Annotated in this window: 9 protein-coding genes and 2 pseudogenes; 8 read left to right on the top strand and 3 right to left on the bottom strand. The window is 72.7% G+C overall.

Annotated features, from left to right (window positions below; genetic code table 11):
- On the bottom strand, window positions 1-2,016 hold the full coding sequence (locus tag ACIBNA_RS21060) for an FAD-dependent oxidoreductase (RefSeq protein ID WP_399166683.1): 2,016 nt from the start codon (window positions 2,014-2,016) through the stop codon (window positions 1-3).
- 97 nt (window positions 2,017-2,113) lie between these two features.
- On the opposite strand from ACIBNA_RS21060, the gene ACIBNA_RS21065 reads away from it, so the two are divergent.
- A complete protein-coding gene (locus ACIBNA_RS21065) occupies window positions 2,114-3,283 on the top strand; it encodes a M20 family metallopeptidase (protein WP_399166684.1) in 1,170 nt (389 codons plus the stop codon).
- A gap of 7 nt (window positions 3,284-3,290) precedes the next feature.
- Here the strand turns inward: ACIBNA_RS21065 and ACIBNA_RS21070 are convergent, their stop codons facing one another.
- Window positions 3,291-3,659: a hypothetical protein gene (locus tag ACIBNA_RS21070; RefSeq protein WP_399166685.1), complete on the bottom strand. Its 369-nt coding sequence runs from the start codon at window positions 3,657-3,659 to the stop codon at window positions 3,291-3,293.
- 245 nt (window positions 3,660-3,904) lie between these two features.
- On the opposite strand from ACIBNA_RS21070, the gene ACIBNA_RS21075 reads away from it, so the two are divergent.
- Window positions 3,905-5,983, top strand: a complete 2,079-nt coding sequence (locus ACIBNA_RS21075) for a SpoIIE family protein phosphatase (RefSeq protein WP_399166686.1) — start codon at window positions 3,905-3,907, stop codon at window positions 5,981-5,983.
- A gap of 42 nt (window positions 5,984-6,025) precedes the next feature.
- On the opposite strand, the pseudogene ACIBNA_RS21080 reads toward ACIBNA_RS21075, so the two are convergent.
- A pseudogene (locus ACIBNA_RS21080) lies at window positions 6,026-6,814 on the bottom strand (putative protein N(5)-glutamine methyltransferase); the annotation flags it as partial.
- A gap of 328 nt (window positions 6,815-7,142) precedes the next feature.
- Between ACIBNA_RS21080 and ACIBNA_RS21085 the strand changes: the two are divergent.
- The 6 genes and pseudogenes from ACIBNA_RS21085 (at window position 7,143) to ACIBNA_RS21110 (ending at window position 12,280) form a co-directional block, all read left to right on the top strand.
- Window positions 7,143-7,541 (top strand): annotated as a pseudogene (locus tag ACIBNA_RS21085) (MarR family winged helix-turn-helix transcriptional regulator).
- 114 nt (window positions 7,542-7,655) lie between these two features.
- Complete coding sequence (locus tag ACIBNA_RS21090) at window positions 7,656-8,261, top strand: sulfite oxidase-like oxidoreductase (protein ID WP_399166688.1); 606 nt, start codon at window positions 7,656-7,658, stop codon at window positions 8,259-8,261.
- Complete coding sequence (locus ACIBNA_RS21095) at window positions 8,254-9,009, top strand: ferredoxin reductase (RefSeq protein WP_399166689.1); 756 nt, start codon at window positions 8,254-8,256, stop codon at window positions 9,007-9,009. The genes ACIBNA_RS21090 and ACIBNA_RS21095 overlap by 8 nt, the downstream gene beginning before the upstream one ends.
- Window positions 9,010-9,305: 296 nt before the next feature.
- Window positions 9,306-9,890: a hypothetical protein gene (locus ACIBNA_RS21100; protein ID WP_399166690.1), complete on the top strand. Its 585-nt coding sequence runs from the start codon at window positions 9,306-9,308 to the stop codon at window positions 9,888-9,890.
- Between the two features lie 122 nt (window positions 9,891-10,012).
- A complete protein-coding gene (locus ACIBNA_RS21105) occupies window positions 10,013-10,981 on the top strand; it encodes an acetylxylan esterase (RefSeq protein ID WP_399166691.1) in 969 nt (322 codons plus the stop codon).
- Window positions 10,982-11,113: 132 nt separating this feature from the next.
- Window positions 11,114-12,280 (top strand): serine hydrolase domain-containing protein, encoded by a 1,167-nt coding sequence (locus ACIBNA_RS21110; RefSeq protein ID WP_399166692.1) that lies wholly within the window; start codon window positions 11,114-11,116, stop codon window positions 12,278-12,280.
- Window positions 12,281-12,384: the final 104 nt, after the last annotated feature.

The raw sequence follows: 12,384 nt of genomic DNA on the forward strand, positions 1-12,384 counted from the left end.
CTACAGGGCGGCCGCCAGCTCGGTGCCCTGCTTGATGGCGCGCTTGGCGTCCAGTTCCGCGGCCACGTCGGCGCCGCCGATGAGGTGGGCGCTGCGCCCGGCCGCGATCAGCTCCTCGTACAGGCCGCGGCGCGGCTCCTGGCCGGTGCACAGCACGATCGTGTCGACCTCCAGCACGGTGCTCTCACCGTCGATCGTGATGTGCAGTCCGGCGTCGTCGATCCGGTCGTAGCCGACGCCCGGGACCATGGTGACGCCGCGGTGCTTGAGTTCGGTGCGGTGGATCCAGCCGGTGGTCTTGCCGAGGCCGGCGCCGACCTTGGAGGTCTTGCGCTGGAGCAGGTGGACGGTGCGCGGCGGGGCCGGCCGCTCGGGCGCGGCGAGGCCGCCGGGGGCGCGGTAGTCCAGGTCGACGCCCCACTGGCGGAAGTACGTCTGCGGGTTCTCGTGCGCCTTGTCGCCGCTGTCCGTGAGGTACTCGGCGACGTCGAAGCCGATGCCGCCCGCGCCGAGGATCGCGACCCGGTCGCCGACGGGGGCGCCGTCGCGCAGGACGTCGAGGTAACCGAGGACGCTCGGGTGGTCGATGCCGGGGATGTCGGGGGTGCGCGGGGTGACGCCGGTGGCGACGACGACCTCATCGTAGTCGTCGACGTCGCCGGTCCCGACGGGGGTGTTCAGCCGTATGTCGACGCCGTGCCAGTCGAGCTGGGTGCGGAAGTAGCGGAGCGTCTCGTCGAACTCCTGCTTGCCGGGGACCTTGCGGGCGACGTTGAGCTGGCCGCCGATCTCGCTCGCGGCGTCGAACAGCGTCACCTCGTGCCCGCGTTCGGCGGCGGAGACCGCACAAGCCAGCCCCGCAGGACCGGCGCCGACGACCGCGACGCGCTTGCGCAGCCGGGTCGGGGAGAGCACCAGTTCGGTCTCGTGGCAGGCGCGCGGGTTCACCAGGCAGGAGGTGATCAGACCGCTGAACGTGTGGTCGAGGCAGGCCTGGTTGCAGCCGATGCAGGTGTTGATCGCCTCGGGCCGGCCGGCGGCGGCCTTGATGACGAAGTCGGGGTCGGCGAGCATCGGGCGGGCCATCGACACCATGTCGGCCACGCCCTCGGCGAGCAACTCCTCGGCGAGTTCGGGGGTGTTGATGCGGTTGGTGGTGACGAGCGGGACGGACACCTCGCCCATGAGCCGCTTGGTCACCCAGGTGTACGCGCCGCGCGGCACGGAGGTCGCGATGGTGGGGATGCGGGCCTCGTGCCAGCCGATGCCGGTGTTGATGATCGTCGCCCCGGCGGCTTCCACGGCCTTGGCGAGGGTGATCACCTCGCCGAGCGTCGAACCGCCCGGGACGAGGTCGAGCATGGACAGCCGGTAGACGACGATGAAGTCCTCGCCGACCGCCTCGCGCACCCGCCGCACGATCTCCAGGGGGAAGCGCATGCGGTTCTCGTACGCCCCGCCCCAGCGGTCGGTGCGGTGGTTGGTCTGCTGGGCGATGAACTCGTTGATGAGGTAGCCCTCGGAGCCCATGATCTCGACGCCGTCGTAGTCGGCCTGCCGGGCGAGGCGGGCGGCGCGGACGTAGTCCTCGATCGTCCGCTCGATGTCGGCGTCGGTGAGCTCGCGGGGCGGGAAGGGGCTGATGGGCGCCTGGACCGGGCTCGGGGCGACGAGGTCTTTGTGGTACGCGTACCGGCCGAAGTGCAGGATCTGCATCGCGATCCGCCCGCCCTCGCGGTGCACGGCGTCGGTGATGACCCGGTGCTGCTCGGCCTCCGCCTCGGTGGTGAGCTTCGCGCCGCCCTCGTACGGGCGTCCCTCGTCGTTGGGCGCGATGCCGCCGGTGACGATCAGGCCCACTCCCCCGCGGGCGCGGGCGGCGTAGAAGGCGGCCATGCGGGCGAAACCGCCCTCGGCCTCCTCCAGACCGACGTGCATGGAGCCCATGAGGACCCGGTTGGGCAGGGTCGTGAAGCCCAGGTCGAGGGGGGTCAGCAGGTGCGGGTAACGGCTCATCGGGCCCTCCGTGCGCGGTGTCGTGTCTGTAGTTGTAGAGGACCGCCGACCGTTTGTGCAACTAGTTGCACAAGGTGATGGAGGGCACAGTAGGTCCATGACCAGGGATCTTGGCCTTTCCTCCTCCGTGGTGGAGCTCGCCGGCGAGCTCATTCGCCGCCCGAGCCGCGCCGGCATCGACGACCACGAGCCCGTCCTCGCCGTCCTCGGCGACTGGCTCGCCGGCCGGGGACTGCCGCACCGGCGTCTCCACGACGACGCCCGCCGCCCGGTCGCGCTGCTGGTGGAGATCGCGGGCGGCCGGCCCGGGCCCTGGTGGGCTCTGGACGCCTGCGTGGACACCGCGCCGTACGGAGACGAGTCGGCCTGGTCCTTCCCGCCCGACGCCGGGGACGTCGTCGACGGCCGGCTGCGGGGCAGGGGCGCGGCCGACTCGAAACTCGCCGCGGCCCTGTTCTGCCACATCGCGGCCGAGCTGCACGGCCGGGCCGGTGAGCTGCGCGGCGGACTCGCGGTACTGCTGGACGCCGACGAGCACACGGGCGGCTTCGGAGGCGCCCGGGCGTATCTCGCCGACCCGGCAGCGGCCCGCCCGGCCGGGGTGATGATCGGCTACCCGGGGCTGGAGGAGGTCGTGGTCGGAGGGCGTGGGCTGTGGCGGGCCCGGATCGCCGTGCACGCGACGTCAGGGCACTCCGGATCGAGCCGAGCGACGGTGGGTGCGGTGTCGCGTGCGGCGCACCTCGTGCGGCTGCTGGACGAGGCCCCGCTGCCCGGCGTGAGCGGGGAGTTCCCGCTGCCGCCGAAGCTGACGGTGACCTTCTGCCACGGCGGCGAGGGCTTCTCCGTCGTCCCGGACCTGTGCGAAGTAGGCGTCGACATCCGTACGACACCCGGCTTCGGCGCACGAGCGGCCGAGGCCCTGGTCCGGGCGGCGGTGAGCGAGCTGGACGAGCGGTCGCCCGCTCCGCGGCCGACCGAGGTCACGGCGGTCGCGGCCTGGCCGCCGTACCGGCTGGCCGAGGACGAGCAGCCCGCCGCCGCGCTCCTGGGCGCGGCGGCGGGCGAGGGCCTGCGGGTGCGGGCCAAGACGGCGGGCCCGTCGAACATCGGCAATCTGCTGGCGGCCGGCGGAATCCCGGCCACGGCCGGCTTCGGGCTGCCGTACGAGGGACTGCACGGGGTGGACGAACGCATGCGCCTCGCGGAGCTGCCCGTGGTGCACGCCGTCTACCAGCGGGCCGTCCTCGGTCTGATGGGGGCGTGAGGGGCGGTCACCGGCTTTCGAGGCGCACGTGCAGTTCCTTCTCCTGGTCGCCGGAGACCGTGCTCAGGTCCCGTACGGCGAACAGCGAGTCCAGCCTCATGCGGAACTGCTCGATCGCCCAGTAACCGCCGTGCAGGTCGGCATCGACGGAGGACGACAGCCGGGCCGGTCGCGCGCCCTCGTGCGTGTCGGCGACGTCGAACGTGCCGAGCCACACGGTCGGGCGGGTCTCGTGCAGATCCTCCGGTACGTCGTCGGCGCGCCGGTCGGACTCGAAGCAGGCGCACAGCGTGTCGAACACGATCCGGGCGTCCTGCTTGCTGCACCCGCTGATCTCCACCGAGACGTTGTGGGGATGCGGTTGCTCAGGGTCCATCGTGATCGCTCCTCTCGTGGCGTATCCGCCCCTACCCCAGCAAAGCACCACCTTCTGCCGAGCACTACCGGCGGTGCCCCTGCCGTGCCGACGGCTTTACGGAGCGGGTGGCTCCGGGTTGGGAGATGGTGGAAGGTGACGGGAGGGGCCTCGGATCGACGGCTCCGCGCGGTAGGACAGCGGTACAACATGGGGTGTCGGCACCGTGACGGCGTGCCGCGAGATCGGCGAAGGCGGGGCGTGGGATGAGTGCAGCCGGGACTCCCATGGCCGAGGGCGACGAGCCCGCGCGCGGGCCGGCGCGGCCGAGCGGGCTGCTCGACGTCCTGCGTGTGGCCTCGGTGGTCCTGGACGCCGAGGGCCGCATCGTGCTGTGGAGCCCTCAGGCGGAGGAGCTGTTCGGGTACGAGGCGCGGGAGGCGCTGGGGCAGTACGCCGCCCGGATCATGGTCCACGAGCAGCACCTCGACCTCGTGGTCAAGCTGTTCGCGGACGTCATGGGCACCGGCCAGAGCTGGGCCGGGGCCTTCCCCGTCCGCCGCAAGGACGGCACCACGCGGCTCGTGGAGTTCCGCAACATGCGGCTGCTGGACGACCAGGGGAAGGTCTACGCGCTCGGTCTGTGCGCCGACCAGTCGACCGTGCACCGCCTCGAGCGCGAGGTGGCGCTGTCGACGCGGATGATCGCCCAGTCCCCGATCGGCCTGGCCGTGCTGGACACCGATCTGCGGTACGTCTCGGTCAACCCGGCGCTGGAGGAGCTCAACGGCGTGCCGGCCGAGGAGCACCTGGGCCGGACGGTCCGCGAGGTGGTGCCGCGGATGGACGTCGACGCCCTGGAGGCCGCGGCGCGCCGGGTGCTGGACACCGGGCAGCCGGTCGTCGACCAGTCCACGATCGGCCGCACCCCGGCCGACCCGCACCGGGACCACGCCTGGTCGATCTCGCTGTACCGGCTGGAGAACGCCTTCGGGACCGTGCTGGGCGTGGCCGTCTCGATCGTCGACGTCACCGAGCAGTACCGGGCGGGCATCGAGGCCGAGGCCGCGCGGCGCCGCCTGGCCATGATCGCCGACGCCTCCGGCCGCATCGGCACCTCGCTGGACCTGGACCGCACGGCCCGCGAGCTCGCCGACGTGGCCGTGCCGGAACTCGCCGACATCGCGGCCGTCGACCTGCTGGACACCGTGGTGCAGGGCCGGCGCACCAGCCTCGGCCCGGCCGAGGCGGCCGTCATCCGCGCGCTGGCGGTCCAGGGGTACGACTCCGCCGAGGCGCTGGAGGCGGCCGACCCGCCCGGGCAGGTGGCCCGGTACGAGCCCGACCGGCTCGTCACCGAGTGCGTGCGCACGGCCAGTGCCGTGATGCTGCCGGAGGTCAAGGACGAGGACCTGCCGCGCATCGCCCGGTCCCCGGAGGCGGCCGGGCTGCTGGGCCGGGCCGGGGTGCACTCGTATCTGGCGGTGCCGCTGATCGCGCGCGGCGAGGTGCTGGGCGCCCTGGACCTCAAGCGCACCCGCAATCCGCTGCCGTTCACCGAGGACGACCTGCTGCTGGCCCGCGAGCTGGCCGCGCGGGCCGCCGTGCAGATCGACAACGCCCGCTGGTACCAGAGCGCCCGCGACACCGCGCTCACCCTCCAGCGCAGCCTGCTGCCCAGCCATCCGCCCGTGACGGGCGGGCTGGAGGTCGCCTCCCGCTACCAGCCGGCCGGGGCCACGAGCGAGGTGGGCGGCGACTGGTTCGACGTGATCGGTCTGGAGGGCGGCAAGACCGCGCTCGTGGTGGGTGACGTGATGGGCAGCGGCATCCCGGCGGCGGCGGCCATGGGGCGGCTGCGTACGGCGACCAACACGCTGGCCTCCCTCGACCTCGATCCGGCCCTGCTCCTGGAACACCTCGACAAGATCACCTCAGGGCTGGAACAGACCATCGCCACCTGCGTCTACGCCGTCCACGACCCGCATCTGCGACAGTGCCGGATCGCCAACGCCGGGCATCTGCCGCCGGTGCGCGTCCGGGCCGGGCGGCCCCCCGAGCTGCTCGACCTGCCGACCGGGGTGCCGCTCGGCGTCGGGGGTGTCGCCTTCTCCACGACGACCGTCGACCTGGAGCCGGGCGACCGGCTGGTGTTCTACACCGACGGTCTCGTCGAGACCCGGCGCGACTCGCTCGACGAACGGCTCGACACGCTGCTGTCCCTGCTCGAAGGGCCCGACCGCCCGCTGGAGGAGGTCTGCGACCTGCTGCTGCGCACCCTGCACGAGCCGGACAACTTCGACGACGTGGCGCTGCTCATCGCGCGGGCGACGGCACCTGATTGAGGAGCCGCCGCCGGCGTTCGGCTGCGCGCTCGGCCGTTGCGGTGCGAAGCCGATCACGACATGGGCGTACAGCTCCTCCGAGACGGCCAGGTGTGCCGTCAGGCCGTTGCGTTCGAAGGTGTCGAGGGCGGTCGGTGCCTGCCGGCGGCTCGTCTCCACCAGGACGCAGCCGCCGGGCGCGAGCCAGCGGGGCGCCTCGGCCGCGACCCGGCGCAGGACGTCGAGGCCGTCCGTACCGCCGTCGAGGGCGACCAGCGGCTCGTGGGCCCGGGCCTCCGGCGGCAGCAGGCCGATCTCGTCGCTCGGTACGTACGGCACGTTGGCCGCGAGGATGCCGACGCGGCCCCGCAGTTCGCCGGGCAGTGCCTCGAACAGGTCGCCCTGGTGGACGTGACCGCCGGCGGCGGCGACGTTGCCACGGGCGCAGCGCACCGCGGCGGGGTCGATGTCGGCCGCGTGCAGTTCGACGCGGCCGAGTCCGGCGGCCAGCGCCGCGCCGACGGCGCCGGAGCCGCAGCACAGGTCCACGACGACGCTCGCGGCGGGCGCCCGGGCCAGGGCCTGTTCGACCAGGAATTCGGTGCGGCGGCGCGGCACGAAGACGCCCGGGCCGACGGTGATGCGCAGGCCCCGGAACTCGGCCCAGCCGACGACGAGTTCGAGGGGCAGACCCGCGACGCGGCGTTCGACCATTTCGGCGGCTTCGGCAGGGGTGCGGGCGGTGGTGAGGATCAACTCGGCCTCGTCCTCGGCGAAGACGCAGCCCGCGGTGCGCAGGGCGACGACGACGGAGTCATGAGAGGACGGTGGAACGGGAGACACGGAGGGCATGGAAGCCAGGAGCCTTTCGAGATGCGAAGGGCGCTCCTGCGGTCGCCTACGGCCGGCGATCCGCGCGACATCGAGGAGTGAGCACCCGGGCTGACACAGCGGTAATGGGTCTCACCTCCTCGGTTCGGCGACGGCTGGGTCCGTCCACAGCCGGCGGCAACACTACCCGACGGGCCGGCGGACCAGTACGGCACGGCGGTGCGCCGCCCCCCGCCGGCAGGGCGGTTGGACAGGTTGTTGCCCTATGCAACCATGGAGGACCGGACAACGACGTGGTGAGGGAGGTCCGGTGCAGCCGGCCGATGCCGTGGAGACCATCCAGCGGGAGATGACGGTCTTCGCCCGCCGTGCGCGTGCCGCGGCGGGGCGGATGCACCCGGAGCTGTCGCTGGTGTCGTACACGCTGCTCGGGCACCTGGAGGAGAGCGGCGGGTGCCGTGCCACCGACCTGGCCGCCCACTACGCCCTGGACAAGTCCACCGTCAGCCGCCAGGTGGCCGCGCTGGAACACGCGGATCTCGTCGAACGCCGCCCCGACGCTGAGGACCAGCGCGTCCAGGTGCTGCATCTGACGGAGGCCGGCCGGCGCATCCTGGCCCAGGTCACCGAGAGCCGCCGGGCGGCCTTCCGGGAGCGGCTGGCGGACTGACCGGCCGAGGACCTGTCGCGATTCGCCGACTACCTGGTGCGCTACAACGCGGGCCCTGGCTCCAGCATGCAGGACTAGAGGCGCGCCGCACGTACGCACGACCAGGATCGCGCCCCACGTACGGTTGAATACGCAATCACTGATCACGCCGGCCCGGCGGGGCACCGTCGGCCCGGCCCGGAGGCACACCTCATGCACATCACCCGAGGCTTCACCGGGCGCCCACGTGTGGACGACCCTGGTCTGCCGCCCGGCCAGTACGACGCGGGCGACGACTGGCCCGTGCTGTCCGCCGAGGTCACTCCCGATCTCGCGCCCGCCGACTGGACCTTCCGTATCGACGGTCTGGTGGAGGAGCCCCGCACCTGGGACTGGGAGGAGGCGCACCGGCTGCCGCCGTCGGCGTACGAGGGCGCCATCCACTGTGTGACGAGCTGGTCGAAGTTTGGGGTGCGGTTCTCGGGAGTGTCCCTGGACGCGTTCTGGGATGTGGTCCGGCCCCATGGGTCGGCGACCCATGCCGTCGCCTACTCGCACACCGGCTACACCACGAACCTCCCGCTCGCCGACCTGACCGGCGGGCGCGCCTGGATCGCGTGGGAGTACGACGGCAGGCCGCTCGCCCCCGAGCACGGCGGTCCGGCGCGGCTGCTGGTGCCGCACCTGTACTTCTGGAAGAGCGCCAAGTGGATAGCGGGCCTGCGGGTCCTCGACCACGACGAGCCGGGTTTCTGGGAGCGGAACGGCTATCACGAGCGGGGCAACCCCTGGGAGGAGCAGAGGTACTCCGGTGACTGACACGTTCGTGCCTTCCACGCGGTTCGCCGTGCCCGGGCGCATCGCGGTGAGCGAGCAGGCCGCCTCCGTGTGGCAGACGGCCACGCTGACCGGGATCCGCCGCGAGACCGCGCGTGCCAGCACCTTCCGGTTCGCCGTGCCGGGCTGGCCGGGGCACCTGCCCGGCCAGCATCTGATGGTGCGGCTGACCGCCGAGGACGGTTATGCGGCCCAGCGCCACTACTCGATCGCGTCCGCGCCGGACGACTGCGGGCACGTCGAACTGACCCTGGACCACGTCGAGGGCGGCGAGGTCTCGGGCTGGTTCCACAGCGTCGCCCGGCCCGGCGACCAGGTCGAGGTGCGGGGCCCGGTGAGCGGCTTCTTCGCCTGGCCGGGCGACCGGCCCGCGCTGCTGATCGGCGCCGGCTCCGGCGTCGTGCCGCTGATGTCGATGGTCCGGCACCACCGGGCGCGGAATCTGACCGTGCCGCTGTCTCTGCTGGTGTCCGCGCGCAGTCCCGAGGAGCTCATCTACGCCCGGGAGTTCGGCGCCGAGACGACGCCCGTGTTCACGCGGAGCGCGCCGGAGGGTGTGCCGGTGGGACGTATGGCGGCCGGACATGTGGCGCCGCTCCTGGCCGAGCAGCCTTCCGGTGGGTGGGAGGCCTATGTGTGCGGCTCCAACTCCTTCGCCGAGCACGCCTCCCGGCTGCTCGTGACGGCCGGTCAGCCGGTGGACCGCATCCGGATCGAGCGGTTCGGCTGATCCCGACGGCGGCCCTCCTCCGGTCGTGCCACAGGGGTGGCGTTGGCTCGCCTTCGGGTTGGACGTGGTCCGTCGTGTGCGCGGCCCGGTGTTTCGCCGGGGCCGGCCCGGGCACTCCGGCCCGGAGGGCTCCGGCATGTGGCGACCCGGGCCGTGCCGAGCGATCGAGGTGTGTCGGAGGGGGTACCCGACCCGTGTGGGAACTCGCACGCGTGACGTGACGCGGAGGGAGCGGCGACGCCGCCACCGCACGGCCGGTCCGGCCCTCCGGCCGCGGTGACGGCGAGGAGGTCGACATGCGAACCCGGGTGCGCGGCTGGCGTTGGCGGCGCAGTCCGCTGCGGCGCCGGTCGGATGTCGTCGAGGCGTGGACGGTGCTGGTGGTCGCCGTCCTGATACTCGTGGGCGCGCCTGTAGTGGGGGCGGCCACCGCCTGGTGGGCCCATGGCGAGGCGCGGTCGGTCTCCGCGGAGCAACAGGCCGAGCGTCATCGCGTCCGTGCCGAGGTCGTCGGCAGGAAGGGCGACTCGCTGCCGACGGTGCAGGCCGGCGGGCAGCACGCGTACCGGGCCACGGTGCGCTGGGCGGAACCGGGCGAGGGCACGCGCACCGCGACGGCACGGGTCACCGGGGACACCCGGCCGGGTGAGGTCGTGGACGTGTGGTTCGACTCCCGGGGGCGGAGCGTGACCCCGCCGGTGGACGGCACCGGGGTCTGGCAGCACACCCTCACCATCGGCACGTGCGCCGCGGGCGGTGTGGTGCTCGTGGTGCTCCTCGGCCACTCCGTCGTGCGCCGGGTCGCCCTGCGCCGCCGGCTGGCCGAGTGGGAGCGGGAGTGGGCCCGTACGGAGCCGGAGTGGACGCGTCGCGACGCGTGACGCGACCGACAAACGGCAGGTGAACGGGTTACTGCAATAGACCTGGCGAGTCCTCTGGCCGCACACGTAGTGTGATCATCCGCACTGTCTCCGCAGCCGTTCCTCACCCAAGGCGGTCCTACATGGCCCTGTTCGACCTTCCTCTCGACGAACTCCGCGAGTACCGCAGCGCGTCCACCGAGCCCGAGGACTTCGACGCGTTCTGGTCCAAGACGCTTCAGGAGGCGCGCGAGCACGACCTGGACGCCCGGTTCGAACCGGTCGACACGGGACTGTCCACTGTGCAGGTGTTCGACGTGACGTTCGCCGGGTTCGGCGGTCATCCGGTCAAGGGCTGGCTGACACTGCCGGCCGGGGCGGACGGCCCGCTGCCGCTGGTCGTGGAGTTCATCGGCTACGGCGGAGGACGCGGGCTGCCGCACGAGCATCTGCTGTGGGCGTCCACGGGCCGGGCGCACTTCGTGATGGACACCCGCGGGCAGGGCAGCGCCTGGGGTGCGGGCGGTGGCACTGCCGACCCGGTGGGCGGCGCGCCCGCGTACCCCGGTTTCATGACGCGCGGGATCGACGCGCCGGAGAACTACTACTACCGCCGGGTGTTCACGGACGCCGTGCGTGCCGTGGAGGCGGCCCGCTCGCATCCGCTCACCGACCCGACACGCACGGTCGCTGTCGGTGGCAGCCAGGGCGGCGGCATCACGATCGCGGTGGGCGGTCTGATACCGGACCTGGCGGGCATCGCGCCGGACGTGCCGTTCCTGTGCGACTACCCGCGCGCGGCGACGATCACGGACCGTCACCCGTACCGGGAGATCGGCCTGTACCTCAAGACGCACCGCGGCCGCACCGAGCAGGCGCTGCGCACTCTCTCCTATTTCGACGGTGTCCACTTCGCCGTCCGCGGCGGGGCTCCCGCGCTGTTCTCGGCCGCCCTTGAGGACCAGACCTGCCCGCCCTCGACCGTTTTCGCGGCCTTCAACGCCTGGAGCCACGAGGACAAGACGATCGAGGTGTACGACTTCAACGACCACGAGGGCGGCGGCCCCTTCCAGGAGGCGGCCAAGCTGCGCTGGATGCGCTCATACATCTGATTCCGCCGCCGGCCGGTGAGTGATCCGGCCGTTTCACCGGCACAGCCTTCCACCGAGTCCGACCAGTCGGTACGTTCCTCACGCCCGGGCCGCTCCTCGGCGGCCCGGCCCGGCGAGGTGGTGGAGGGGCCCATGTCAGAGCACGAGGCACAGGTGCGCGGTCACTGCGACGCGCGTTTCACGGCGGTACGCAGGGCGTTCGAGGAGAACTTCCGGGAACGGGGCGAGCTGGGTGCCGCGGTGGCCGTCACCGTCGGCGGCAGGACGGTGGTGGACCTGTGGGGCGGCTGGGCCGACGCGGCACACAACCGGCCGTGGGAACAGGACACGCTGGTCAACGTGTGGTCCACGACCAAGGGGCCGGTGGCACTGTGCGCGCACATCCTCGCCGACCGGGGGCTGCTGGATCTGGACGCGCCGGTGGCCGTGTACTGGCCGGAGTTCGCCGCGGCGGGCAAGGATAAGGTCCTCGTACGGCACCTGCTGTCCCACCGCGCCGGTCTGGCCGGGCTGCGCGAACCGCACTCGCTGGAGCAGCTCTGCGACTGGGAGCTGACCACACAGCGGCTCGCGGCGACGCAGCCCTGGTGGGAACCGGGAAGCAGGTCCGGCTATCACGCGCTGACGTACGGCCATCTGGTCGGCGAGGTCGTCCGGCGGGTGACGGGGCTGATGCCGGGGGCCTTCCTGGAGCGGGAGGTGACCCGGCCGCTCGGCATCGACTTCCGCATCGGCCTGCCGGAGAAGGACTCCGGGCGGGTGGCCGAGCTGGTCCAGCCACCGGTCGCGGCGAGCAGTGAACAGGCCGCTGTCTTCGCCCAGTTGGATCCCGCGGCGATCGCCGCGCTGACCAACCCCTCGGTGTCCGCCGCCGCGGCGGGCACGCCCGGGTGGCGGGCCGCCGAGATTCCCGCGGCGAACGGGCACGGCACCGCGCGTGCGGTCGCCGAGCTCTACGGCGTCTTCGCGGGGCGCGGTTCCCACGGGGGCCACCGCGTCCTGTCCCCCGAGGCGGCCGAGCGGGTGCGCGAGGGACAGGGCAGCTGCCGGGATCTGGTGCTGGGCGCCGGGTTCGAGGGCGAGACCGAGGCGGGGCTCGGGCTGTGGCTCAGCGGATCCAACGGCTCCTACGGACCCAACCCGCGCGCTTTCGGTCATGACGGCTTCGGCGGCTCCTGCGGGCTCGCCGACCCGGAGGCGGACGTGTCGTTGGGGTACGTGATGAACCGTATGGGGCCTCATATCGCGGACGACCCGCGCAAGATGGCGCTGGTCGACGCCCTGTACAGCGCGCTGTGACGGCCGGCTCGGGCGGGCCGGTTTCGGCCGAACCGCCCGGCCCCCCTTCCCGGCTGATTTAGACCAATGCTGGACCTGGTGGCGCACCGAGCCCGCACGGATAC

The organism is Streptomyces sp. NPDC050164 (assembly GCF_044459945.1).
Lineage (GTDB): Bacteria > Actinomycetota > Actinomycetes > Streptomycetales > Streptomycetaceae > Streptomyces > Streptomyces coeruleorubidus_A.

Coding starts and splice junctions, on each gene's coding strand:
- ACIBNA_RS21060 (WP_399166683.1), bottom strand. CDS start 2,016: ATGAGCCGTTACCCGCACCTGCTGACCCCCCTCGACCTGGGCTTCACG.
- ACIBNA_RS21065 (WP_399166684.1), top strand. CDS start 2,114: ATGACCAGGGATCTTGGCCTTTCCTCCTCCGTGGTGGAGCTCGCCGGC.
- ACIBNA_RS21070 (WP_399166685.1), bottom strand. CDS start 3,659: ATGGACCCTGAGCAACCGCATCCCCACAACGTCTCGGTGGAGATCAGC.
- ACIBNA_RS21075 (WP_399166686.1), top strand. CDS start 3,905: ATGAGTGCAGCCGGGACTCCCATGGCCGAGGGCGACGAGCCCGCGCGC.
- ACIBNA_RS21090 (WP_399166688.1), top strand. CDS start 7,656: ATGCACATCACCCGAGGCTTCACCGGGCGCCCACGTGTGGACGACCCT.
- ACIBNA_RS21100 (WP_399166690.1), top strand. CDS start 9,306: ATGCGAACCCGGGTGCGCGGCTGGCGTTGGCGGCGCAGTCCGCTGCGG.
- ACIBNA_RS21105 (WP_399166691.1), top strand. CDS start 10,013: ATGGCCCTGTTCGACCTTCCTCTCGACGAACTCCGCGAGTACCGCAGC.
- ACIBNA_RS21110 (WP_399166692.1), top strand. CDS start 11,114: ATGTCAGAGCACGAGGCACAGGTGCGCGGTCACTGCGACGCGCGTTTC.